The organism is Aggregatibacter sp. Marseille-P9115 (assembly GCF_920939465.1).
Classification (GTDB): Bacteria; Pseudomonadota; Gammaproteobacteria; order Enterobacterales; family Pasteurellaceae; genus Aggregatibacter; species Aggregatibacter segnis_B.
On sequence record NZ_OV100759.1, the window covers coordinates 275,654 to 299,964 of the forward strand.

Consider the following 24,311-nt stretch of genomic DNA (forward strand, 5'->3'; position numbering starts at 1 on the left):
ATAAAAAAATAAACGCCTCACAAACCTATTTTGTAAGACGTTTACAGTGTGTAACAAAATGACGTAAAAAGGAATGTTTTTCAGTTCGTTTTACTGAAATATTTTATTTCTTTAACTTCAGCTCGCTGATTATTCAAATGAACCTCAACAATCGTAGCGGGATAAAAACTCGCCGGATTTCGACCGCATAATTCTTTCACAATATCCCCCACCAAAGGCAAATGAGAGATCAGCAGGAGATTGCAATGTCCTTCTTTTTCCAACAAAGCCACATAAGAACTAACCAAGCCGGAATCACCATAAGGCGTAATGCCTTCCCACACTTCCAATTTATCGGAAAGTTGTTGCTCAAAAACCTGATTAATTTCATCAAAGGTTTCTAAAGCACGGGTATAAGGGCTCACCAAGACTTTATCAAACTCAAGTGCGGTGGATTTTAGCCACATTCCTTGAAGTCGGGATTGCTCTCTGCCGTTAGCGTTAAGATGGCGCGCTTTATCCGAGTTCGCCATCAATTCCGCTTCGCCATGACGCATAATAAATAAATGCATTTGCAACGACCTTAAAGATTAATTGGCCTTCACCGCTTCCGCGATTTCTTCTGCACATTGCTGAGCCAATGCGCCGTCTTCACATTCCACCATCACGCGAATTAACGGCTCAGTACCTGATTTACGCAGTAAAATACGTCCTTTGCCGGCCAAGCGCTTTTCAACCTCGGCAGCCACCGCTTTCACGGCGTCGCTTTCTAATGGGTTATTACCACCGGCAAAACGCACATTAATTAATACCTGTGGGAATAATTTGACTGCATCGGCTAATTCGTTCAGCGACAAATGATGTTTTACCATTGCTGTCAACACGGCTAAAGAAGCGATAATGCCATCACCGGTCGTATTGCGATCCGCAATAATAATATGCCCCGAGTTTTCACCGCCTAAGCCCCAGCCGCGTTCTTGCATTTGTTCCAACACATAACGGTCGCCCACATTGGCGCGCACAAACGGAATGGCTAATTGTTTTAAGGCAAGTTCAAGACTCATATTGCTCATTAAGGTGCCTACGACACCGCCTTGCAAACGCCCTTCGCGCAAGGCTTCACGCGCAATAATAAATAATATTTGGTCACCATCGACTTTATTACCGAGATGATCCACCATAATTAAACGATCACCATCACCATCGTACGCTAACCCCACATCCGCTTGTACTTCTAACACTTTTTGTTGTAACGCTTTAATATCCGTTGCACCGCATTTTTCATTAATATTCATGCCATTCGGATGGGTGCCAATTTCAATGACTTCCGCGCCTAATTCACGCATGACATTCGGTGCAATGTGGTAGGTTGCGCCATTGGCACAATCCACCACAATTTTATATCCCTCTAAACTCAAGTGAGCCGGAAACGTACTTTTACAGAATTCAATATAACGCCCTGCCGCATCTTTAATTCGGCTGGCTCGACCTAATTCGGCAGATTCAACACAGTCCATCGGTTGCTCCAACATGGCTTCGATAGCTTCCTCCACATCATCGGGTAATTTCGTTCCTTGTGTAGAAAAGAATTTAATCCCATTGTCATAATACGGATTATGGGAAGCGGAAATCACGATACCGGCTTCCGCGCGGAAAGTACGGGTTAAATAAGCAATCGCCGGGGTTGGCATTGGGCCGGTAAATGCGGCAGATAAACCGGCTGCTGCCAAACCGGCTTCAAGGGCAGATTCAAGCATATAGCCCGAAATTCGGGTATCTTTACCAATCAGCACTACGCGAGACCCTTGTGTCGCTAACACTTTACCTGCAGCCCAACCGAGTTTTAAAACAAAATCAGGGGTAATCGGATGGCTACCCACTTTGCCACGCACACCATCAGTCCCAAAATATTTACGTTCAGCCATGTTTCAATTCCTTCTCAATAAAATGTTATTTATTATTTTATGCTATCGTTCTTCCGATAAGACAGCTAGCGTCCGACAGCACAACTACGTATCTAAGCATTTTGCGTTGCCAGCCAAATTTTAAGCGCATCGGCCGTTTCACCGACATCATGCACACGCAAAATACTGGCACCTTTCATCGCAGCAATTAATGCGGCAGCCACACTACCCACTGTCCGTTGTTCTACAGGCTTATCCAACACGGCACCAATCATGGATTTACGGGAAATTCCCGCCAACACCGGATACCCTTGTTCACAGAAAACCGAAAATTGTTGTAACAAACAATAATTATGTTGCACGCTTTTGCCAAAACCAAAGCCGGGATCCCAAATCAGATTCTCTTTTTTGATTCCCGAAGCCAAACATTGTTCCGTTCTCTGCTGCATAAATTTTAAAACATCCGCCACCACATCATCGTAATGCGGATTGAGCTGCATTGTTCGTGGCTGCCCTTGCATATGCATAATGCACACCGGCAATGCCAAACGAGCAGCGGTTTGTAATGCATCCGGTTCTTGCAAAGCACGAATATCATTAATCAGATCCATGCCCACCTTAGAGGCCTCTTGCATCACTTGTGCTTTGGAGCTATCCACCGAAATCCAGCAATCGAACCGTTTTCTCACCGCCTCAACTAAAGGCACAACCCGCTCAAGTTCCTCTTCTAACGTCACCTCTTCTGCCATCGGGCGGGTTGATTCTCCCCCAATATCAATAATCGATGCGCCTTGCTTCAACATCGTTTCTACTTGGAACAACGCCTTGTCTAATTGAAAAAATTTACCGCTATCAGAAAAAGAATCCGGGGTGAAATTGAGGATCCCCATAATTTTAGGGGTAGAAAGATCGAGTGTTTTATTATTTGCTGTTAATTTCATAGATTATTCGCTTACCGTTTAGGCAAAAAGTGCGGTGTATTATAAGAGAATTTCTATAGCCTGCCAAAAAGAAAGCATAAAGAAAGAAGGTTAGTTATCACCCTCTTCAGAAAATCCCCACAAGCTCATTTGCCCGGAATGATTTTCTTCCGGCAACATGACATGCAAGCCAATTAAACGAATACTTCGCCCTTGTCTCCGTTGCCAAATTTGACTTAGCAGCTGTTGAAAATTTTCTCTCGAAAAAACTACCGCACTTTTTTCTAGAGTTGTCACCTGAAAATCTTCAAACTTGAGTTTCACGCCGATTTTTCTCAACTGTGAAAAAGGAATATTAGCTGCAGCACGCTGCACCCGTTTTACTAATTGTGTATATAACTCATCCAGCACGGCAATGCCCTGTTCCAAAGCAATAATATTCGTCAATAATGTCGTTTCAACACCAATAGATTTACGCTCTCGATGAGGCTGAATCATTCGCTCATCAATACCATGGCTGTATGACCAAATTTGTTGCCCCATCTTACCTAATGCGTTTAACAAGATATGCCGATCAATTTTTTGTACATCTGCACAACATGCTAAGCCCATTTGCAGTAATTTTTCCGAAGTCACTTTGCCCACACCTGGAATTTTTTTAAGTGGCAAATGAGCAACAAACTCATCGACATCTTTGGGCTCAATCACAAATTGCCCGTTCGGTTTATTTTGATCAGAGGCGATTTTGGCTAAAAATTTTAATGGTGCAACACCGGCAGAAGCGGTTAACCGAAGTTCATCCCAAATGGCTTGGCGAATATCTTGTGCGATCCAAGTTGCCGAACCGGCACATTTATCACAATCGGTTACATCTAAATAAGCCTCATCTAAAGAAAGCGGTTCAATGATTGTCGTATAACGCTGGAAAATTTGATGAATTTGACGGGAAACCTCGCGATATAGAGACATGTTAACCGGCAGTAAAACCAAATGAGGACACAATTTTAGCGCCTGTGCGGTTGGCATTGCACTGTGTAGCCCAAACTTGCGGGCAATGTAATTACATGTTGTCAACACGCCTCGTTGCTCTGCTCTTCCACCAACAGCAACAGGCTTATCCGCCAATGTAGGATTTTCACGCATTTCAATGGAAGCGTAAAAACAGTCCATATCAATGTGAATAATTTTTCTAGGCTTGCAGGAAAGAGAATCAGGCATAAAAAAGTGCGGTTAAAAAACATGTTATTTTCTAACCGCACTTTAGCATAAATCACTGTATAAATAAACAGCATTTAATGCGCAACATTAATTTGTTGTCCATCAGCAAAAACAACTTTCTCCGGAACAGCATAAATCATTAAATTTTCTTGCAAATTGCTAAACAAAGAACGATATTCTCCTGCTACTTTATTAAATGGAATGCGCAAATTAATATTAATCTTATCTCCTGCTGCCATTGATTCTTCAAAATTTAACGGCACGCTTTGTAAATGAATAATTTGCTTTTCATATGTATACACGCTTAACCATTGGAAAAATTTTATTGGTTTATCACTTTTGTTTTCAACAATAAATTTAACCAAGACATAAGCCTGATTATTGTCATCTACGGCAATATCTCGTCCTTCAAAACTCACCACCACATAATCTTGAAAAGCCCCAAAAGAAATATCTTGTACGTTTTGACTTTTCTTATCAACTTGCTCAATTTGACTTAGTTTTCCTTTGGAATTTTTTTCTACTGCAAAAGCCATATTGGTTGCAAATATGAAAGATAAAAAAAGGGAGATTAATAATTTCATTCAAATACCTATATCCATAGTTGGAGAATTAATAAGCTGAGAGAACATATCGCACGAAATAAAAAGTAAAAAGGATAGATAAAATTCTATCCTTTTTTATTATTTCAATCGTGCAATTTTATCTTCTACTTTTTGTCTTCATCTGCAATGCAAGCTGCTGCAGTGAAAAGTACGTCAGTAGATGAGTTAAGTGCGGTTTCTGTGGAATCTTGTAAGATACCGATAATGAAACCAACCCCGATCATTTGTGCCGCAACATCATCAGAAATTCCAAATAGGCTGCACGCTAATGGGATTAACAATAATGAACCACCAGCAACCCCGGAAGCACCACAAGCACATAAACTGGCAACAAGGCTTAACAAAATCGCACTACCGAAAGAAACCTCAATACCTAATGTATGCACTGCCGCAAGCGTTAAAATAGTGATCGTAATCGCAGCACCGGCCATATTAATAGTTGCGCCCAACGGAATAGAAACAGAATACGTTTCTTCATCTAAATTTAGGCGTTTCGCAAGATTGATATTCACCGGAATATTGGCTGCAGAGCTACGGGTAAAGAATGCGGTTACGCCACTTTCACGCAAACAAGTCCAAACCAGTGGATACGGATTACGACGGATTTTCCAGAAAACTAAAACCGGATTCACAACAAAAGCAACAAACAACATGGAGCCGACTAACACGCTTAATAATTGAATATAGCCACCTAATGCCACCAAGCCTTTATCCGCTAATGTTTCAGAAACTAAACCGAATACACCGATTGGCGCAAATGAAATAACGACATAAACAATTTTGGAGACCGCTTCAGAAATATCAGAAATCACGGTTTTAGTTGCATCAGAAGCATGACGTAAGGCCAAACCTAAGCCGATAGACCAAGTTAATACGCCAATGAAATTCGCTTTAAATAATGCATTTAACGGATTGTCCACCATATTGAAAATTAAATCTAACAATACGGTTCCAACGCCTTTTGGTGCAGCGGAAATATCTTCTTTTACTGATAATGCAACCTCTGTTGGGAACAAGAATCCTGCAATAACAGCAACTAATGCTGCTAAGAAAGTACCGACCAAATACAACACAATGATGGATTTCATGCTGGTTTTGGAGCCCACTTTCTTATTGGCAATTGCCGCCATAACCAAAACAAAGATCAATAATGGTGCAACAGCACGTAGTGAACGAACAAAAATTTGACCTAACACACCAACTTTTTCAGCCAAGTTAAAACCTAATGTCGGTTGTAACATAGGCGTAATGAGTGCGACCAAAATACCTAACACTAAACCAACAGCAATACGTTTGACCAAACTGCCTTGGAAGAAGAGTGAAATTAAACGAGACATATTCATAATAAGTTAACGAGAGTTATGCAATCACTTGCGGTTGATCTTAGAATCAAAACTGATTCCCCTAGGGCGATAAAGATAGCGGAATTTTTTGATAAAATAAATACGAACATTTAACTTTCATTAAGTTTATAGAAATTTTGATAAATTTCTTTAGATTAAATTTAATAAACCTAATACTTTTTTAGAAAACAATAATTCCTGCATTATTCTATCGAAAAAATAATTTAAAAATTTATTTTTCACCTGTTGACTTACTGGATATAAAAACAGTATATTTGACTGTATAAAAATACAGTTAATTTTACTGAGGAGCAGATATGAACTACCACCACAACGTTGTTGCACAAAACGATCACATGTTTTCTTATCAACCCATTCCTTTTTTTGAAGATATGAAACAAGAAAATCGTAGTTTCAATAAAAAACTTGATCTCAACTTGTACTGCATTAAACGTCCTCAACAAACATGTTTTATTCGAATGACAAATCCTAATATGCTCGCCTGGGGAATTGAAGAAGGTGATATGTTGGTCGTAGAAAATAATGACGAATTATTTTTAGACGAATTGATCGTCCTTGAAGTAAACAATGAATTTCACGTATATGAGTTTATTGCACACAACAACGGGGAGTTTATTTTCTTATCTTTGGACTCTAAAATGGAAAATATTAAAACGACCAACTGGCGAGAACTACCGATTGTAGGCACCGTAACCAATGTCATTCATCAACTACAACGTAAAAATACACTCCGGTTTGCCGCCTAATAAAAGAACTACCTGCATCTCAAATAAAAGAGCGGTCAAAAATGCTAACACCTTTGACCGCTCTTTTCTGTTTCAGAAAAATAAACTTAAAGCACTCGGCGAGATTGAGTATAAGTTCTTGCCCAGTAATCATCATTTAATGATTCAATAATGACACCACGACTTGTGCTGGAATGCATAAATTTATCACCGCCAATATACACGCCAACATGCTTGTTTTTACGGAAGAAAACTAAATCACCAACTTTTAATTCACTTTTTTCAATTTTTGTGCCGACATAACGTTGTTCAGATGTAGAGCGAGGCAATGCTAAACCATAAGCTTTCAAGAAAGTCGTTTGCATAAAACCGGAACAATCAATGCCCCCTTTCGTCAGGCCGCCTAAACGATAACGTGTACCTGCCCATTCTTGATATACGTTCGCAAGTTGTTTATCCATTACCTCAGAATATTGATGCGGTTTATTCGTTTTCAGTTGCGCATGAATTAATTGGTTTAATTGTTCTTGATCTTGCACTGAAACAGCAACATTCTTTGTAGAATTTGAACATGCCGTCAAAACAAATAAAGGAACAATCATCAAAAATTTTTTAAACATAAACATTAAATTTTTTTATTTAAATAGAGATTCATTGACAAAATTTCGCCGGATCCTAGCGTAAAATGAAGAAAAAATCCAGAAAAAGCTCAATTTAATTTCATAAAATTCATGTTTTATCGCATATATAGTGCATAAAAGGAATTTTATGCACTATATATTGAATATTGAAGAGACTAGTTAGAGGTGTCTAATTCAGGGAAGGATTTCACCAAATCATCCACGGCTTTCATTTGTGAAACAAAGGTTTCCAATTTATCTAACGGTAAGGCTGACGGGCCATCACATTTGGCTTTGCTCGGTTCCGGGTGAGCTTCTAGGAATAGGCCTGCCAAGCCAACCGCTAAACCGGCACGAGCAAGTTCGGTAACTTGCGCGCGACGCCCACCGGAGGCAGCGCCAAACGGATCGCGACATTGCAATGAATGGGTCACATCAAAAATCACCGGACAACCTTTAGAGACATTTTTCATCACGCTGAAACCCAACATATCAACAATTAAATTGTCATAGCCGAAATTCGTGCCACGATCACACAAAATCACTTTATCATTGCCGCATTCAGCGATTTTTTCCACAATATTGCCCATTTGTCCCGGGCTTAAAAATTGCGGTTTTTTCACATTAATGATCGCACCGGTACGCGCCATCGCTTCGACTAAATCTGTTTGGCGAGCAAGAAATGCCGGTAACTGAATAATATCCGCCACCTCGGCAACCGGTTGGCATTGGTAAATTTCATGTACATCCGTAATGATTTTTACGCCGAATGTTTGCTTTAACTCGGCAAAAATTTTCAATCCCTGCTCCATGCCCGGACCGCGATAAGAATGAATGGAAGAACGGTTTGCCTTATCAAAAGAGGCTTTGAACACATAAGGCACACCCAATTTTTGCGTCACTTCCACATATTTTTCACACACTTGCATTGCCATATCGCGGCTTTCGAGCACATTCATGCCGCCAAATAAGACAAAAGGTTTATCGTTGGCAATTTGAATATCGCCTAATTGAATGCATTTATTTTGCATATGTCTTCCTTATTTATTTTCAGTTTGAGCCCAACAACCTAAGGTTACGCGCTCATTATTTCCGTAATCCCGTAAAGTTTCAATCGATGTCCAAAAATTCTCTTGGAAAATCGACCGCACTTTTTCCCCTTGTTGCCAACCGTGTTCTACCAACAGATAACCGCCTGTCCGCATAAATTTCGGCGCATTGGCGATAATATGACGTAAGTCCGCATAGCCTTCTTCTTCCGCCACTAACGCCGACAAAGGCTCAAAGCGTACATCTCCTTGGGTTAAATGTTCATCCTTTGCATCAATATAAGGCGGATTACTCACAATCAAATCAAATGTGCCTGTCACCTTGTCAAACCAATGGCTTTTCAAAAAACTGACGTCTAACTGATTTTTTTCCGCATTGGATGTCGCCAACGCCACCACGTTCGGCATGACATCCACACCGATAATTTCCGGTTGAATTTGCTGTTTTTCTGCAATCGGTTTTAATTCAGAGGCTAACGCCAAGGCAATAGCGCCCGTACCGGTCCCCAGATCTAAAATACGAAAACCTTGGGAGTCTTGACCGCACTTTTGTAGCTTTTCAATGGTAATCGCTAGCGCTTTTTCCACCAGAATTTCGGTATCCGGACGCGGAATCAGCGTGCCTGCTGAGACATTTAATGGCAACGACCAAAACTCTTTTTCACCGAGAAGATAAGCGATGGGCTCACCTTGCAAACGACGAGATAAAAGTGCGGTCAGTTTTTCTTGTGTTTTTTCGTCCAACGCTGTCTCGCCAAAAGCCAAAATAAATGCACGCGATTTTTTTGTTACAAATTGCAATAACACTTGTGCATCGGTTTTACCATTTTCAGCGGGATTTGCTTGATTTAACGCTTGCGCGGCTTGTTGCAGCCATTGTTGGTAGTTCATGTTTGTTCAATAAAAATGAACGAGCCGTTAAGCTCGTTCTCATCGTTAATTTTGTTCGGACAATGCCGCCAACTGATCCGCCTGATATTCGGTGATAATCGGCTGAATCAAGTCGTCAATTTTACCGTTCATCACTTCATCTAAGCGATAAATCGTCAGGTTAATGCGGTGATCTGTCACACGCCCTTGTGGGTAGTTGTAGGTACGAATTTTATCTGATCGGTCACCGGACCCCAAAAGGTTACGACGGGTATCCGCTTGCTCTTGTGCCAATTTTTCCTGTTCTTGTTGTACTAAACGGGAAGCCAGCACGGACAAGGCTTTGGCTTTATTTTTATGTTGTGAACGCTCATCCTGACATTCCACCACCATGCCGGTTGGAATATGCGTAATACGCACGGCGGAATCAGTTTTATTGATGTGCTGACCACCCGCACCGGAGGCACGATAGGTATCAATACGTAAATCTGACGGGTTAATTTCCGGCATTTCAGATTCCGGCAACTCCGGCATCACCGCAACAGTACACGCAGAGGTATGAATACGCCCTTGTGACTCTGTTTTCGGTACACGTTGTACACGGTGACCGCCTGATTCAAATTTTAATTGACCATAGGCACCATCGCCGCTGACAAGGGCAATAATTTCTTTAAATCCGCCCTGCTCGCTTTCGTTTTCACTCAGCACTTCAATACGCCAGCGTTTGGTTTCCGCATAACGGCTATACATACGGAAAAGATCGCCGGCGAAAATCCCAGCTTCATCACCCCCGGTACCGGCGCGAATTTCAAGGTAGCAGTTATATTCGTCATTCGGATCTTTCGGTAATAAGAGAATTTGTAAATGCTGCTCAACTTGTTCCAGTTCGGCTTTGGACTCTTCAATCTCCATTTGTGCCATTTCTTTCATTTCCGGATCGTCAAGCAGGAGCTGTGCTTCTTCTAAATTGGCATTGAGCTGATTCCAACGGCTAAAACTTTTCACCACGTCTTCAAGTTGCGAATATTCTTTGGAATAGGCTCTAAATTTATCTTGATCACTAATAACAGAAGCATCACCAAGCAACGCTTCAAGCTCTTCATAACGTTCTTTTAAGCTATCTAATTTATTGATAATAGAGGGTTTCATTCTTTAACCTTAGAAGGAAAATGGACAGGGAAATAAAAAAATCGGGGCATTCTAGCACAGAATAGAAATGTTATTGAAGTTTAGGCAATAAAAAAGGCTTTCGGACTATCCCAAAAGCCTTTTTCATCTTACTTAGATTAAAGTGCGGAAACGTTCAAACGTGAACCACCAACAATACGCACACGTGCACCTGGCACGAGATTCGCTTCGGCTTTTTGCACCACAACGATTTCTTTGCCGTCATCTTTGCGAATAACCATTTCAATGGCGCTAACTTGGCTGGCTTTTTCTTCAACCTTACTGCCGACAACAGCACCGGCAACGGCTCCCACAGCTGTAGCTAACGCCCTGCCTGTGCCACCACCGATCGCGGAACCGGCAATACCACCAATCGCACCACCACCGATCGTACCAACCACACCTTGATTGTCTGATTGAATTTTCACTGGGCGAGTGGAAACGATTGTGCCGTAACTAATCGAGCGGGCTTCTTTCGCTTGAGCGCCCGAATAGACGTTACCGCCATAAATATCTTCATTGGCACACCCAACAAGAGTTAAGCTCATTAAAATAGCTAATGCGATCTTTTTCATAAAAGCTCCTTAAACATGAAATTAACCTTTTATTTTGCTTATTTATTCTTTGATAAATAAACGATGAATCTGATTTTATTGAACCGCTTTATATCATCAAACCGCGCTTACAATTTGCTTGATGCTGTATGGGTGGAACTTGATACAAGTAGGATTCTGCGTTTTATCTACAAAACTTACTGCAACAGACAAATTGAGCAGTTTTTCACCACACCCTTTCGGTTCGCTCGTTTTGACTTTAAAACGTTCGGGTTGGTTCCGCAAGAATGTATTTTTTATTCTTGTTAACCATTCTGCTGCAGTTTCATTGGGTAAAAATGGAACAACCACCTCAATATGCTCCCAAGTTTCCTGCGGATAATGTTTATCTTTTGGGAAAGGTAATTCCACCACATCAACCTCTTGTTGCGCCAAACGCAAAGGCTCATGTAACTGAATCAAATAAATCACTCTGCCGTTAATCAGGTTATCGCTCAACACCGAGCCATACGCTAACAATCGGGTTAACCACGCATTTGCCGTTTGCTCGGTATTCACCCGCAAAGAAAGGTGATCAATTTCATATTGGTTTAAATCTAAATTGATCTGTTGTGCCAATACCTGAATTTTTTGCTCAAAATCCTGAAAGTCGGCAAAAAGTGCGGTCTGTTTTTCAAACATTTTATGGGGAAAGCGAAACGACATAATTTTCCTTTTTGGCTTTTCTGAAAGGTGAAAGAACGGTATTATATCGAGCTATTTTTTATCAGCCCAAACTTATTTCAAAAAATTTAAGGTTCAGCCGTGAATATTCAATCTATTTTATCCGAAAAAATCAAACAGGCGATGATTGCAGCCGGTGCCGATGCACAATGTGAAGCCCTCGTTCGCCAATCGGGCAAAGTGCAGTTTGGTGATTATCAAGCCAACGGCATCATGCCGGCCGCCAAGAAATTGGGATTAAACCCACGTGAATTTGCTCAAAGCGTATTAGACAAAGCCGAATTACAAGACATTGCAGAAAAAACAGAAATTGCCGGCCCGGGATTTATTAACATTTTTCTAAAAGACACTTGGCTGGCAGACAACATCAACCGCGCGGTACAAGATCCGAAATTAGGTGTACACAATCCGGAAAAACAAACTGTCGTGGTGGACTATTCCTCCCCAAACGTTGCCAAAGAAATGCACGTGGGACATTTACGTTCAACCATTATCGGTGATGCCGTCGTACGCACACTTGAATTTTTAGGTAACCACGTTATCCGCGCTAACCATGTGGGCGACTGGGGGACTCAATTCGGTATGCTGATTGCCTATTTGGAAAAAATGGAAAACGAACATGCCAGCGAAATGGAATTGAGCGATTTAGAAGCCTTTTATCGCGCGGCAAAAAAACATTATGATGAAGATCCGGTATTTGCCGAAAAAGCCCGTAACTATGTTGTAAAACTGCAAAGTGGCGATGAATATTGCCGTACCATGTGGCAAAAATTGGTGAAAATCACCATGCAACAAAACCAACACAACTACGATCGTCTCAATGTGACCTTAACAGACAAAGATGTGATGGGGGAAAGCTTGTATAACCCAATGTTGCCGGGCATTGTTGAAGATCTGAAAAAACAAGGTTTGGCCGTAGAAGATGACGGCGCATTAGTGGTTTATTTGGATGAATTCAAAAATAAAGACGGCGATCCAATGGGCGTTATTGTACAGAAAAAAGATGGCGGTTTCCTTTACACCACCACTGACATTGCTGCCGCTAAATACCGTTACGAAACCTTAAAAGCTCACCGTGCGTTAGTCTTCTCCGACACTCGCCAAAGTCAACATATGCAACAAGCTTGGCTCATCACCCGTAAAGCGGGCTATGTGCCGGACAGTTTCCAGCTAGAACACAAAAATTTCGGCATGATGTTAGGCAAAGATGGAAAACCATTCAAAACCCGTAGTGGTGACACCGTAAAACTGGCCGATTTATTAGACGAAGCCATTGAACGTGCGGGCGTATTAATTTCGCAAAAATCCACCGCACTTTCTGAGCAAGAAAAAGCGGATGTCATTGAAGCTGTTGGTATCGGTTCGGTGAAATATGCGGACTTATCGAAAAACCGCACCACAGATTATGTATTCGACTGGGACAATATGTTGAGCTTTGAAGGCAACACGGCGCCTTATATGCAATATGCCTACACCCGCATTCGTTCGATTTTCAATCGTAGCCAAATTGCCCTAAGCGAAGTAGAACAAGCCCAATTAAGCATTACGGATGAAAAAGAACGTGCTTTGGCAATCAAATTATTGCAATTTGAAGAAGCCGTTCAAGTGGTCGGAAAAGAAGGTACACCGCATGTGCTTTGCGCTTATTTATACGAATTAGCCGGCGTATTTTCTTCCTTCTACGAGCATTGCCCGATTCTGAATAACGACGATCAACAAGTGAAACTCAGTCGCTTAAAACTGGCGTTGTTAACAGAAAGAACGCTAAAACAAGGATTGGATTTACTCGGCATTAAAACCGTTGAGAAAATGTAATCTCATTAATAAATCACATCCCGCTTTTTATGGCGGGATTTTTTTATCCTTAAAATCATGCCATCAAGAATGAGAAAAACCGGATAAAAAAAAGTGCCTCACAGGAGGCACTACTCGGAAAGCAAAATATGTTTGGCTATTTGTATAGCACTTATTTTTGTTGGGGCTAAGGATAGCAACATGCCATTATAAAGCAAACGGTTATTTGTAATTTTGTGAACTCACTCACGGTTTTACACCAATTTATTCTCCGATGTGAAAGACGCGATAAACAGAAAGTGCGGTCGACATTCAAAACGTTTTGTAAATCGACCGCACTTTGTATGCCCAATATTATCGAGGAATATCGATATGAATTACTGCCCCATTGACATCACCATCAAGAACAACATAGATGCCACTTGCTCTTCCGGAATCACTTTTCCATTTAATTTAAGCTCACCTTTTTCCAGCACAAGATCGAGTTTAACGGATTTTCCGTCCTCAACCAGAATGCCTTGCTGCACACTGTTTTTAACGCCTAAATTAACTTGTTCTGTTGCCACTTTAGTTGCCTGTTCTTTATCATCAAGTCGATCTAACTGCAATAGCGTCGCCGCTTCCTCAATTAACGCCTCTTTATTGGCATCCATTTTGAAAATAAAGTGGTTAAACAAACGGAAAATCTTTCCTTGGCCGATAGCATTTTCAAAATCAGCGCTTGCCATAGAAATATCCAAATTGGAGGCTAATTTACCGGCTTTATTGTTAAGTGTCGGATTAAAGATAAACTGCGGTTGAGTATCAATGAATTTTTTCGTGATCTGTACTTCCTCATCGGTAAGCACATCATGCTGTTGTTTCGCGGATTCGTTATAAACCTGAATTAATTGGTTGAAAGTTTCGCCATCGACATGATTTAACGCCATATCAATCGTTAAGTCACCCAAATCTTTATCACGAACAGTAACGCCATTAAACGCGATTTTTGCACCGGAATCTAAGATTTTATCTTTTCTCACCGTATCAAAATCGACTTTCCAATTTTTAAATTCAACGTGATTGCTTTTCCCTTCAGAATCTATAGCGTTGAACTTCACCGCACCACCTGATAAAGATTGTTTACCGGTGGAAAGATACGTCCATTCCGGAATACGTTGATATTCAGCATCAATTTTTAAATCGTTGAATTCAACAGAAGCATTTTTATCCGGCTCACTATATTGAAGTTTATTCAGCGCAAAATCTAATTTATTCACACCATCGCGCTTGAAGCCCAGTTTCATATCCAAGCCATTCACAGCCAACGTACCCTCTTCTATCACAGCTTCAAAAGGCACAAGATCCACATGAGAAGATCCGCTTTGGTTATAATCGACAGAGGTAGTCACAGTAATAGGCGCTTTACCTTTTGTTGCTTCAAACCAAGGGGCTGTCGTTTCATTTTTAGTGATCAAATCCACACTGGAAAACAGACTTGGCATGAAATTAAAATGACTTAACTGATTTAACGGCAACGGACCATGGTATAACGTCCCTTCAAATGGCAACGTCCAGGTTTTGCTCGGATTTTCAAGCTCAGCCACTAAAATGTCATATTTGGTTTTAGAACTGAATAAACCACGTTCAAAAGAAACATGATCAAAACGAATATCCAAACCGAGAGAATCCGCAGATTGATGAAGATCTTTATTCACGAGATTGACTTGATGGACAAATTCTTCTTCTGCCACTTTTCCCGTGTACCATGCACCACCAACCCAGGCGACACCTAATGCCGCAATAATGCCTAACGTTAACGTTGATTTTTTCATACCCTCTGTCCTTAATGAATGAATAAAAAGTGAAATAGCTCGACTAATCTAACACAAATTTAATTTTTTAGAAAAAAGACCACTAAATTTTTCTCTTCCTCTTGAATCTCTTACTTTTATCCTCATTTTACAAAACGAATTAGGATTGAACCGCAAATGTGCCGTTCTAGAAACAAGCCTTTGGGTAAAACTAGCACTGAAAATCCATCTGATTTTTGAACCGCACTTTTCATGCATTGAAAAAATTTTTAAATAAATGCCTTGAAATGCAAAATTCAATCCACATCTTACAATCCGTAAACCATTACACCGAATTTAAAATTTTACGAGGAGAAAAAAAATGGGAAAAATTATTGGTATTGACTTAGGTACAACAAACTCTTGTGTTGCTGTGATGGATGGCGATAAACCACGCGTAATTGAAAACGCAGAAGGCGATCGTACTACTCCGTCAATTATTGCTTATACAAATGATAACGAAATTTTAGTCGGTCAACCGGCAAAACGCCAAGCGGTGACCAACCCGAAAAACACCTTATTTGCCATCAAACGTTTAATCGGCCGTCGTTTTGAAGATGCTGAAGTAAAACGTGATATCGACATCATGCCATTTGAAATTACACGCGCAGACAATGGCGACGCATGGGTCAATGTAAAAGGCGATAAATTAGCACCTCCGCAAATTTCTGCCGAAGTGTTGAAAAAAATGAAAAAAACCGCTGAAGACTTCTTAGGCGAACCGGTTACTGAAGCCGTTATTACCGTGCCGGCATACTTTAACGATGCGCAACGTCAAGCAACCAAAGATGCAGGTCGTATCGCAGGTTTAGAAGTTAAACGTATTATCAACGAACCAACTGCAGCCGCACTAGCTTACGGTTTGGATAAAGGTCAGGGTAACAAAACAATCGCTGTTTACGACTTAGGTGGTGGTACATTCGATTTATCCATCATCGAAATTGATGAAGTGGGTGGCGAGAAAACATTCGAAGTATTGGCAACCAACGGTGATACTCACTTAGGTGGTGAAGACTTCGATAACCGTGTGATCAACTATTTGGTCGATGAATTCCAAAAAGAACAAGGTATTGACTTGCGCAAAGATCCGCTTGCAATGCAACGTTTAAAAGAAGCCGGTGAAAAAGCAAAAATTGAGCTTTCTTCCGCACAACAAACCGATGTAAATCTTCCTTACATCACAGCGGATGCGACAGGTCCTAAACACTTAAACATCAAATTAACCCGTGCGAAATTAGAATCTTTAGTGGAAGATTTAGTGGCGAAATCCCTTGAGCCGGTGAAAGTTGCATTATCCGATGCCGGATTAAGTGCCTCCCAAGTTGATGATGTGATTTTAGTGGGTGGTCAAACTCGTATGCCACTTGTTCAACAAAAAGTGGAAGAATTCTTTGGCAAAGCACCACGTAAAGATGTTAACCCAGACGAAGCCGTTGCAGTGGGTGCAGCAGTACAAGGCGGTGTATTAGCCGGTGATGTGAAAGACGTATTGTTGTTAGACGTTACCCCATTATCATTGGGTATCGAAACCATGGGCGGTGTGATGACCACCTTAATTGAGAAAAACACCACGATTCCAACCAAAAAATCGCAAGTGTTCTCAACTGCGGAAGATAACCAAAGTGCGGTAACTATTCACGTGTTACAAGGTGAACGTAAACAAGCTTCTGCCAACAAATCTTTAGGTCAATTTAACCTTGAAGGCATCAACCCTGCTCCACGCGGTATGCCACAAATTGAAGTGACCTTCGACATCGACGCAGACGGTATCATCCATGTTTCTGCGAAAGACAAAGGCACAGGTAAAGAACAACAAATCACCATTAAAGCGTCTTCTGGTTTAAGTGATGAAGAAATTCAACAAATGGTACGCGATGCCGAAGCGAACGCTGAAGCTGACCGTAAATTTGAAGAATTAGTACAAGCGCGCAACCAAGCCGATCACCTTGTACACGGTACACGTAAACAATTAGAAGAAGCAGGTGATAAAGTTCCAGCCGCAGATCGTGCCGCTATCGAAAGTGCATTAAGCGACTTAGAGGCTGCCGTGAAAGGCGAAGACAAAGCAGTGATTGAAGCCAAACTTCAAGCCCTCGCCGAAGTTGCACAAAAACTTGCACAAACTGCTCAACCGCAAGGCGAGCCACAACAAGCGCAAAGCAACAGCAAACCAAATGATGATGTTGTCGATGCCGAGTTTGAAGAAGTGAAAGATAATAAGTAATTTCACTCTCTCTAAAATAGAAGGGCGTAGCAATACGCCCTTTTGGTGTATTCATCAACCACAATTTTTCCTGACTTTATTTAAAAAAGTGAAGTCAGGAAAAATAAACCAGGAGGATAAATGGCGTTAAAACTCTACCCCATCGTACAACAACGCTTAAATAACGACATAGCAAATGAGATGATCCCAACCCTTTGGCAAAACAATTTCGATAAACTACCACAAGGCCACTATTGTTATGGCATTTATTTTAATTATGCGATGAATCACCAAGCAGACTATGATTTTGCGATTGCAAGTGAAGCAGTATTAGAGACAAATATCCCGGTGATTGAAATTGAAGATTTGACTTTCTACGAAGTTTTTCGTTGCCAACTAGATGAAATTTATCAAACATGGCAACTGATCTGGAAAAAAGAACAACAAGGTTTACTTAAGCGGGCTTATTCTGTGGATTTTGAAAAATACCACCCTGATGGTTTAGTAGAAATTTATATCGCCGTTGTACCACATTGTTAAGCTCAAAGTGCGTAAAATTTTATAAAAAATGACCGCACTTTTCCCCTCAAAACAAACACAACCCAAGGAAAAATAATGGAATTTGCAACAAAATGTCTCCATGCCGGCTATAGCCCTAAAAATGGTGAACCTCGCGTTCAACCTATCGTACAAAGCACGACTTACACTTACGACTCTGCAGAAGAAATCGGTAAATTATTTGATTTGCAAGCAGCTGGCTATTTCTATACTCGCCTGGCAAATCCAACCACGAATGCCGCAGAAGAAAAAATTACCGCACTTGAAGGCGGTGTGGCAACAATGTGTACCGCGTCAGGTCAATCGGCGGTTTTTTACGCAATGCTGAATATTTTAGAAGCCGGTGATCACTTTATTTCCTCCTCTTGTGTCTATGGCGGCACCTATAATTTATTTGCACACACGTTCAAAAAAATGGGGATTGAAGTTAGTTTTGTGGATCAAGATTTGCCACTCGAAGAACTCAAAAAAGCCATTCGTCCAAATACCAAAGCTGTTTTTGCCGAAACCATTGCAAACCCGGCGTTACGTGTATTGGATATTGAAAAATTTGCTGCCTTAGCGAAAGCTGCAGAGGCGCCATTATTAATTGATAACACCTTTGCCACTCCTTATTTTTGCCGCCCAATCGAATTTGGCGCAAACGTGGTTATTCATAGCACCTCCAAATATTTAGATGGTCATGCCATTGCACTTGGCGGATCTATTACGGATGGTGGCAACTTTAATTGGAATAACGGCAAATATCCGCAATTAAGCACACCGGACCAAACGTATCACGGTTTGGTCTATACAGAAACCTTTGGCCCTGCCGCTTATATTGTTAAAGCGCGCGTGCAATTAATGCGTGATTTAGGCGCAACACCGGCACCGCAAAACAGTTTCTTGTTGAATGTCGGCATGGAAACCCTTGCATTGCGTATGCAACGTCATTATGAAAATGCTCAAACGGTCGCCGAGTTTTTGGAAAAACACCCACAAGTAGAAAATGTCAGCTATCCGGGATTAATCCGCTCTCCTGATTACGCGCTTAAACAAAAATACTTACCAAATGGTTTATGTGGCGTCATTTCTTTTGAAATAAAAGGCGGTAAAGAAGCCGCGGCAAAATGGTTAAATGCTTTACAAATGACATCGCGTGAAGTGCATGTAGCGGATATTCGTACTTGTGCGTTACATCCTGCGACCTCAACGCATCGCCAATTAAGTGAAGTCGAATTAGAAAAAGCAGGGATTTCCGCAGGATTAATTCGCCTTTCTTGTGGTATTGAAAGTGTTCAAGATATTTTGGCGGATTTAGAACAAGCCTTCAATGCGGCAAAATAATGGCATTCAAGGCAGGCAATCGGCCTGCCTCTTTGAACAACGACAAAATCATATCGTAACAGAAATATAAACGGCTCATTTTGGTTTGTTGACTTTCGTTTGGCTGTCAACAAACGAAAATAAGCCGAGCCATGCCCTAATAAATTCATGTGTTGGCTCTTGATATTTCTGCCTTTGACATCATTTTGGTGTTTAGAACTATTGTTCATATAATACAATACATAATCATAGAAGTAGCATTTGATATTTTAAACGGAAAATTGAAACATTATGGCAAAACAAGACTACTACGAACTTCTCGGCGTTTCTAAATCCGCCGATGAAAAAGAAATTAAGCGTGCCTATAAAAAGCTCGCAATGCAATATCACCCAGACAGAACTCAAGGTGATAAAGAGAAAGAAGAAAAGTTTAAAGAAATCCAAGAGGCCTATGAAGTCCTTAGCGATAAGCAAAAACGGGCCAACTATGATCAATACGGCCACGCAGCCTTTGAACAAGGTTTCGGTGCCGGCGGTGGTGGTTTTGGTGGTGCGGATTTCGGCGATATTTTTGGCGATATGTTCGGGGATATCTTCGGTGGCGGCGGACGTGGTCGCCAACGCGTTGTGCGTGGTGATGACTTACGCTATGACCTTGAAATCACCCTTGAAGAAGCCGTCAAAGGCACGACCAAAGACATTAAAATTCATACTCTTGCCCCTTGTGAAACTTGTCATGGCTCTGGCGCTGAGGCCGGTTCAAAAGTGGAAACCTGTCCACATTGTCACGGTTCAGGTCGCTTACGCCGTCAACAAGGTTTCTTTGTAACGGAACAACCTTGTCATTTCTGTCATGGGACCGGTAAGAAAATTGAGAAACCGTGTAAAACTTGCCACGGTGACGGCAGAGTGAATAAACCGAAAAACCTTTCCGTAAAAATCCCGGCAGGCGTGGATACCGGAAATCAATTACGCTTATCGGGCGAAGGCGCAGCAGGTGAAAATGGCGCACCGGCAGGCGATTTATATGTTGTAATCCATGTGAAAGATCATCACATTTTTGAGCGTGATGGCAGCAACCTTTATTGTGAAGTCCCGATTAGCTTCACTATGGCTGCTCTTGGTGGCGAAATTGAAGTGCCAACATTGGATGGACGCGTTAAGTTAAAAATCCCGGAAGAGACTCAAACAGGTAAATTATTCCGTATGCGTGGCAAAGGTGTTACTTCTACGCGTAGTGGGTATGCCGGTGATTTAATCTGTCGAATTGTGGTAGAAACACCGGTAAAACTCAAGGAAGAACAAAAAGAATTGCTACGGAAGCTTGAAGAAAGCTTAGAAGGGCAAACGAAACAGCGCCCGAAATCCTCTAGCTTCCTCGATGGTGTAAAACGTTTCTTTGATGATTTAACGAAGTAAAATTAACAAAATCTAAAACCAAAGTGCGGTAGAAATACTTAGAATTTCTACCGCACTTTTTTAATCATAAAAACTCAGGTATAAAAAAAGACCGACATAATGTCGGTCTTTTTAATGAGTATTAACTCAAATTAGAAGTGTACGCGTAAACCTGCACCGTAGATATTTTCGTTGGTACGTTGACCAAGGTTATCTTTTTCAGTTGCACGAGTATATTGTACATAAGGTACTACATATTTATTGAATTTGTAGTCAACTACTGCGATATATTGGTTTTTCACATTTTTCGCTTTATCTTGCGCTGAAGCATTTTCATCATATTTAGTACCTAAACGTACCCATTGTAAACCAACAGTTGATGGAATACCGGTAAGACCATTTAAGTCATATTTAGATTCTAAGAAGATGAATTTAGTTCTGTTTTTGCTTTCATCAGATCTGACTTTTTGTACACCTTGACCATAAGCAGCACCAAAGTAGAAATCGTTAAGTTGATAGTGAGTTGCTAACAACCAGTTATGATTTTTTTGTTGAGTTGTTGTTGTTTCTGTATTATCAAGTTGATCTACAGTATAACCAGCAGCAACGTCAAATTTATGATTTTCAGCAATGTCATAATTATAGAATGCAGCTACACCGTAACCACTTTTATATTTGGAAGTTGCTGTTGCAGGTGGAACAGCTTGAGTTCTGGTCTTATCAGCATCACCAAATAGATAATCCACACCAAAACTAAAACCATTGAAGTCTGCTGAACGGAATTTAACAGATTTATCTGAACGAGTCGTTAAGATGCCATACTCGCCTGATCTGTAGTATAAGCTATCGCCTAATACATCATCAGCATTTGTTGCTTGACGACCAAAGCTCAATTTACCTACATTTTCAAAACCTAAACCAACGAATAATTTACGGGTTGTAGGATCGCCAAAATCATTAGCGGCTGTTTGTTTATTTTTATAAGCATCTCTTTCAAAACGCAATTCATAACCTGCAAATGCAGATAAACCGTTATCTAACTCATGAGATGCATTAATTTTGATACGGGAACCATCATTAACCAAGTCACCGCGTTCATGTTTTCCTAATTTACCTAAGAAAATACGTAGTGAACCACCAAGTTCAACTTTAGTACCATCTTGATTATAAACTGTTGCAGCACTTGCTGTGCCGGTTGCTGCGAATGCAGCGATTGCTAATGCGATTACTGTCTTTTTCATAATCTTCATTCCTTTTTCAGAACTTACTTGTTATTAAGGTAAATTTGAACTTTTCAAATTGCGAATAGTCCAAGCTACTTCTTTTGAAGCGACTAAATGTTGCCAAAGAAAAATTAGATCGTCAATAAAAAGTTCCTTTTTTTCTGCCTATTTTCTGATACAGATCACATTTTCCTACGTCAATTTAGGAAAAAACGTTCTCAAATTGCATTTAATCGTCTAAACCCGGCATTTAAATCTTCAATTAAATCATCAACATCTTCCAAACCAACATGAATACGAATCAGCGTTCCCTCTAATTTACGCGAAATATTCGGGCGAATTTTGGCTATTTCTTCCGGTTGATTACAAAGAATAAGCGATTCAAACCCGCCCCAAGAATACGCCATCGTAAATAATTCAAAATGATCCATAAACGCTTGTAACTGTTGTTGGGTGAGTTTTTGCTTTAATTCAAATGAAAACAGACCACTTGCTCCAAGAAAATCTCGTTGGAAAAACACATGCCCAGGGCAGCTTGGCAATGCCGGATGATATACGGCTTTGACTTCAGGTTGTTGTGCCAACCATTGCGCCACTTTAATGCTATTTTCCTCATGTTGTTTTAATCGAATACCCAACGTGCGCAAACCACGAGCTGTCGTATAAGCGCTATCGGCATCCACCATTTGTCCCATTAAATAGGAATGCTCACGCAATTTATCCCAGCAACGGGCATTAGACACGGCGGTACCAATCATCACGTCAGAATGCCCCACTAAATATTTCGTCCCCGCTTGGATGGAAATATCAATATCATGTTCTAAAGCGTTAAAAAGAACGCCACCGCCCCACGTGTTATCAATCATAATCACGATTTCCGGATTCACTTTTCGCGCAGCTTTCACAATGGCAGGAATATCAGGCACCTCCATGGTTAACGAACTCGGCGATTCAAGAAATAAAACTTTGCTATTCGGTTGAACTAGCCGAGCGATATCCTCCCCAATCATCGGGTCATAATATGTGGTTGCCACCCCCATTTTTTGCAGAATGATATTACAAAAGTCCTGTGTCGGTTCATAAGCCGCACCGGTCATTAAGATATGATCACCGGTTTGTACAAAGGACAGAATGCTGTTTGTCACAGCAGCAGCACCACAAGGATACAAATAGCAACCTGCACCACCTTCTAATTCACACATTGCATCTTGCAAAGCAAAATGTGTTAGTGTGCCGCGTCTGCCATAAAAGAGTTCACCTTTTGCTCTATTCATTGTGGCGTGTTTTTTATCGGCTAAACAATCAAAAACCAAAGAAGAAGCACGTTGCACCACTGGATTAACGGCGCCTTGGGTATAACGTTTTTTTCTACCCGCATGAACTAACGCGGTTGCAAGAGATTTTTCTGACATGATGACATCCTATAAAATAATAAAAAATCGAGTAAAAGTGCGGTCGTTTTTGCCGTTAAAAATATTAACGCTAAATTCTTATCATCACTAGATTCTTTTTAAATCAAATTTCTAAATTGGCATTTTAAAAGGGAAGAATCTGATTTAGAATAAGCACACTATTCACCTCTAGCAAAATGAATCATGAAACTTAATATTCCCATTTTCCTTACGATTTTTCGCGTTATTTTGATTCCTTTCTTTGTTATTACCTTTTATTTACCTTTCGATTGGGCGCCTTTCTTAACTACTCTACTTTTCTTCATTGCCGGTGTCACCGATTGGCTTGATGGCTATTTAGCAAGAAAATGGAAACAAACCACCCGATTCGGTGCGTTTTTGGATCCTGTCGCGGATAAAATTATGGTGGTCGCGGGGTTAGTCTTAGTGGTGGAATATAACCATACTTTTTGGATTACGATTCCCGCAATCGTGGTCATTTCAAGAGAAATTATTATTTCTGCTTTACGTGAATGGATGGCTGAATTAGGTAGCCGCAGTAAAGTCGCAGTATCTTGGTTAGGTAAAGTAAAAACAACCTCCCAAATGCTCGCATTAGGCGGATTATTATGGCGTTATAACACCGCAATGGAAATCATTGCCATAGTTCTGCTTTATGTTGCTGCCATTTTAACAATTTGGTCTATGTTGCAATATCTGAATGCGGCTAAAGACAGTCTATTAGAAGACTTACGCGAATAAAAGTGCGGTCGTTTTTGGCCGTATTTTTATTTTGAGTTTTTTCCAAAGTTGAATTTTTTTTAAGCAGTTAAATAATTTTTTTTAAATTTCTATTTGACTCACAATCATAAATGAGTAAAATGCACCCCGTTGTTTAGCACTGCTAAA

22 protein-coding genes are annotated in these 24,311 nt (G+C 40.7%); 7 read left to right on the top strand and 15 right to left on the bottom strand.

Annotation, left to right across the window (positions count from 1 at the left end; all coding sequences use genetic code 11):
• Positions 1-80: 80 nt before the first annotated feature.
• From sixA to sstT, 6 genes are all read right to left on the bottom strand, one after another.
• Entirely contained in the window at positions 81-551 is a 471-nt protein-coding gene (gene sixA, locus LQ983_RS01250) for a phosphohistidine phosphatase SixA (RefSeq protein ID WP_109432243.1), read from the bottom strand.
• An 18-nt stretch (positions 552-569) separates the two neighbouring features.
• Entirely contained in the window at positions 570-1,904 is a 1,335-nt protein-coding gene (gene glmM, locus LQ983_RS01255; protein WP_230621367.1) for a phosphoglucosamine mutase, read from the bottom strand.
• Positions 1,905-1,996: 92 nt separating this feature from the next.
• Complete coding sequence (folP, locus tag LQ983_RS01260; RefSeq protein ID WP_111294566.1) at positions 1,997-2,824, bottom strand: dihydropteroate synthase; 828 nt, start codon at positions 2,822-2,824, stop codon at positions 1,997-1,999.
• Between the two features lie 90 nt (positions 2,825-2,914).
• Positions 2,915-4,021, bottom strand: coding sequence for a DNA polymerase IV (gene dinB, locus LQ983_RS01265; protein WP_111294568.1), 1,107 nt, complete (start codon positions 4,019-4,021; stop codon positions 2,915-2,917).
• 74 nt (positions 4,022-4,095) lie between these two features.
• Positions 4,096-4,557, bottom strand: a complete 462-nt coding sequence (locus tag LQ983_RS01270) for a hypothetical protein (RefSeq protein ID WP_230621368.1) — start codon at positions 4,555-4,557, stop codon at positions 4,096-4,098.
• A gap of 173 nt (positions 4,558-4,730) precedes the next feature.
• Positions 4,731-5,969: a serine/threonine transporter SstT gene (gene sstT, locus LQ983_RS01275; protein ID WP_230621369.1), complete on the bottom strand. Its 1,239-nt coding sequence runs from the start codon at positions 5,967-5,969 to the stop codon at positions 4,731-4,733.
• A 317-nt stretch (positions 5,970-6,286) separates the two neighbouring features.
• Here sstT and LQ983_RS01280 point away from each other — a divergent pair, with 317 nt between their 5' ends.
• Positions 6,287-6,736, top strand: a complete 450-nt coding sequence (locus LQ983_RS01280) for a LexA family transcriptional regulator (protein ID WP_230621370.1) — start codon at positions 6,287-6,289, stop codon at positions 6,734-6,736.
• Between the two features lie 86 nt (positions 6,737-6,822).
• Here the strand turns inward: LQ983_RS01280 and LQ983_RS01285 are convergent, their stop codons facing one another.
• The 6 genes from LQ983_RS01285 to LQ983_RS01310 form a co-directional block, all read right to left on the bottom strand.
• A complete protein-coding gene (locus LQ983_RS01285; RefSeq protein WP_230621371.1) occupies positions 6,823-7,335 on the bottom strand; it encodes an NlpC/P60 family protein in 513 nt (170 codons plus the stop codon).
• A gap of 176 nt (positions 7,336-7,511) precedes the next feature.
• Complete coding sequence (kdsA, locus tag LQ983_RS01290; protein WP_230621372.1) at positions 7,512-8,366, bottom strand: 3-deoxy-8-phosphooctulonate synthase; 855 nt, start codon at positions 8,364-8,366, stop codon at positions 7,512-7,514.
• Between the two features lie 9 nt (positions 8,367-8,375).
• Positions 8,376-9,275, bottom strand: coding sequence for a peptide chain release factor N(5)-glutamine methyltransferase (gene prmC / locus LQ983_RS01295; protein WP_230621373.1), 900 nt, complete (start codon positions 9,273-9,275; stop codon positions 8,376-8,378).
• Positions 9,276-9,320: 45 nt separating this feature from the next.
• Complete coding sequence (prfA, locus tag LQ983_RS01300) at positions 9,321-10,403, bottom strand: peptide chain release factor 1 (protein WP_109103717.1); 1,083 nt, start codon at positions 10,401-10,403, stop codon at positions 9,321-9,323.
• A gap of 137 nt (positions 10,404-10,540) precedes the next feature.
• Positions 10,541-10,996 (bottom strand): glycine zipper 2TM domain-containing protein, encoded by a 456-nt coding sequence (locus LQ983_RS01305; protein ID WP_111305836.1) that lies wholly within the window; start codon positions 10,994-10,996, stop codon positions 10,541-10,543.
• Between the two features lie 96 nt (positions 10,997-11,092).
• On the bottom strand, positions 11,093-11,680 hold the full coding sequence (locus LQ983_RS01310; RefSeq protein WP_230621374.1) for a VOC family protein: 588 nt from the start codon (positions 11,678-11,680) through the stop codon (positions 11,093-11,095).
• Positions 11,681-11,779: 99 nt separating this feature from the next.
• Between LQ983_RS01310 and argS the strand changes: the two genes are divergently transcribed.
• Positions 11,780-13,513 carry an arginine--tRNA ligase gene (gene argS / locus LQ983_RS01315; RefSeq protein WP_230621375.1) on the top strand — a complete coding sequence of 578 codons (1,734 nt, stop codon included), beginning with the start codon at positions 11,780-11,782 and terminating at the stop codon, positions 13,511-13,513.
• Positions 13,514-13,869: 356 nt separating this feature from the next.
• Here argS and LQ983_RS01320 read toward each other — a convergent pair whose 3' ends face one another.
• On the bottom strand, positions 13,870-15,306 hold the full coding sequence (locus LQ983_RS01320; protein ID WP_230621376.1) for a YdgA family protein: 1,437 nt from the start codon (positions 15,304-15,306) through the stop codon (positions 13,870-13,872).
• A gap of 340 nt (positions 15,307-15,646) precedes the next feature.
• On the opposite strand from LQ983_RS01320, the gene dnaK reads away from it, so the two are divergent.
• The 4 genes from dnaK to dnaJ all read left to right on the top strand — a co-directional run bounded on the left by dnaK (position 15,647) and on the right by dnaJ (position 20,809).
• Positions 15,647-17,548 carry a molecular chaperone DnaK gene (dnaK, locus tag LQ983_RS01325; RefSeq protein WP_230621377.1) on the top strand — a complete coding sequence of 634 codons (1,902 nt, stop codon included), beginning with the start codon at positions 15,647-15,649 and terminating at the stop codon, positions 17,546-17,548.
• Between the two features lie 120 nt (positions 17,549-17,668).
• On the top strand, positions 17,669-18,067 hold the full coding sequence (locus LQ983_RS01330) for a GyrI-like domain-containing protein (protein ID WP_230621378.1): 399 nt from the start codon (positions 17,669-17,671) through the stop codon (positions 18,065-18,067).
• A gap of 75 nt (positions 18,068-18,142) precedes the next feature.
• Complete coding sequence (locus LQ983_RS01335) at positions 18,143-19,411, top strand: O-acetylhomoserine aminocarboxypropyltransferase/cysteine synthase family protein (RefSeq protein WP_230621379.1); 1,269 nt, start codon at positions 18,143-18,145, stop codon at positions 19,409-19,411.
• Positions 19,412-19,681: 270 nt separating this feature from the next.
• On the top strand, positions 19,682-20,809 hold the full coding sequence (dnaJ, locus tag LQ983_RS01340) for a molecular chaperone DnaJ (protein WP_230621380.1): 1,128 nt from the start codon (positions 19,682-19,684) through the stop codon (positions 20,807-20,809).
• 131 nt (positions 20,810-20,940) lie between these two features.
• On the opposite strand, the gene LQ983_RS01345 is transcribed toward dnaJ, so the two are convergent.
• Both LQ983_RS01345 and metC read right to left on the bottom strand, forming a co-directional pair.
• Positions 20,941-22,029, bottom strand: a complete 1,089-nt coding sequence (locus LQ983_RS01345) for a porin (RefSeq protein WP_230621381.1) — start codon at positions 22,027-22,029, stop codon at positions 20,941-20,943.
• A 200-nt stretch (positions 22,030-22,229) separates the two neighbouring features.
• Positions 22,230-23,423 carry a cystathionine beta-lyase gene (gene metC, locus LQ983_RS01350; RefSeq protein ID WP_230621382.1) on the bottom strand — a complete coding sequence of 398 codons (1,194 nt, stop codon included), beginning with the start codon at positions 23,421-23,423 and terminating at the stop codon, positions 22,230-22,232.
• A gap of 183 nt (positions 23,424-23,606) precedes the next feature.
• On the opposite strand from metC, the gene pgsA reads away from it, so the two are divergent.
• Positions 23,607-24,164 carry a CDP-diacylglycerol--glycerol-3-phosphate 3-phosphatidyltransferase gene (gene pgsA, locus LQ983_RS01355; RefSeq protein ID WP_048748936.1) on the top strand — a complete coding sequence of 186 codons (558 nt, stop codon included), beginning with the start codon at positions 23,607-23,609 and terminating at the stop codon, positions 24,162-24,164.
• Positions 24,165-24,311: the final 147 nt, after the last annotated feature.

What these genes read in the sequence shown, in the direction of transcription:
- sixA (WP_109432243.1), bottom strand. Translation starts at nt 551, where the DNA reads ATGCATTTATTTATTATGCGTCATGGCGAAGCGGAATTGATGGCGAAC.
- glmM (WP_230621367.1), bottom strand. Translation starts at nt 1,904, where the DNA reads ATGGCTGAACGTAAATATTTTGGGACTGATGGTGTGCGTGGCAAAGTG.
- folP (WP_111294566.1), bottom strand. Translation starts at nt 2,824, where the DNA reads ATGAAATTAACAGCAAATAATAAAACACTCGATCTTTCTACCCCTAAA.
- dinB (WP_111294568.1), bottom strand. Translation starts at nt 4,021, where the DNA reads ATGCCTGATTCTCTTTCCTGCAAGCCTAGAAAAATTATTCACATTGAT.
- LQ983_RS01270 (WP_230621368.1), bottom strand. Translation starts at nt 4,557, where the DNA reads ATGGCTTTTGCAGTAGAAAAAAATTCCAAAGGAAAACTAAGTCAAATT.
- sstT (WP_230621369.1), bottom strand. Translation starts at nt 5,969, where the DNA reads ATGAATATGTCTCGTTTAATTTCACTCTTCTTCCAAGGCAGTTTGGTC.
- LQ983_RS01280 (WP_230621370.1), top strand. Translation starts at nt 6,287, where the DNA reads ATGAACTACCACCACAACGTTGTTGCACAAAACGATCACATGTTTTCT.
- LQ983_RS01285 (WP_230621371.1), bottom strand. Translation starts at nt 7,335, where the DNA reads ATGTTTAAAAAATTTTTGATGATTGTTCCTTTATTTGTTTTGACGGCA.
- kdsA (WP_230621372.1), bottom strand. Translation starts at nt 8,366, where the DNA reads ATGCAAAATAAATGCATTCAATTAGGCGATATTCAAATTGCCAACGAT.
- prmC (WP_230621373.1), bottom strand. Translation starts at nt 9,275, where the DNA reads ATGAACTACCAACAATGGCTGCAACAAGCCGCGCAAGCGTTAAATCAA.
- prfA (WP_109103717.1), bottom strand. Translation starts at nt 10,403, where the DNA reads ATGAAACCCTCTATTATCAATAAATTAGATAGCTTAAAAGAACGTTAT.
- LQ983_RS01305 (WP_111305836.1), bottom strand. Translation starts at nt 10,996, where the DNA reads ATGAAAAAGATCGCATTAGCTATTTTAATGAGCTTAACTCTTGTTGGG.
- LQ983_RS01310 (WP_230621374.1), bottom strand. Translation starts at nt 11,680, where the DNA reads ATGTCGTTTCGCTTTCCCCATAAAATGTTTGAAAAACAGACCGCACTT.
- LQ983_RS01320 (WP_230621376.1), bottom strand. Translation starts at nt 15,306, where the DNA reads ATGAAAAAATCAACGTTAACGTTAGGCATTATTGCGGCATTAGGTGTC.
- dnaK (WP_230621377.1), top strand. Translation starts at nt 15,647, where the DNA reads ATGGGAAAAATTATTGGTATTGACTTAGGTACAACAAACTCTTGTGTT.
- LQ983_RS01330 (WP_230621378.1), top strand. Translation starts at nt 17,669, where the DNA reads ATGGCGTTAAAACTCTACCCCATCGTACAACAACGCTTAAATAACGAC.
- LQ983_RS01335 (WP_230621379.1), top strand. Translation starts at nt 18,143, where the DNA reads ATGGAATTTGCAACAAAATGTCTCCATGCCGGCTATAGCCCTAAAAAT.
- dnaJ (WP_230621380.1), top strand. Translation starts at nt 19,682, where the DNA reads ATGGCAAAACAAGACTACTACGAACTTCTCGGCGTTTCTAAATCCGCC.
- LQ983_RS01345 (WP_230621381.1), bottom strand. Translation starts at nt 22,029, where the DNA reads ATGAAAAAGACAGTAATCGCATTAGCAATCGCTGCATTCGCAGCAACC.
- metC (WP_230621382.1), bottom strand. Translation starts at nt 23,423, where the DNA reads ATGTCAGAAAAATCTCTTGCAACCGCGTTAGTTCATGCGGGTAGAAAA.
- pgsA (WP_048748936.1), top strand. Translation starts at nt 23,607, where the DNA reads ATGAAACTTAATATTCCCATTTTCCTTACGATTTTTCGCGTTATTTTG.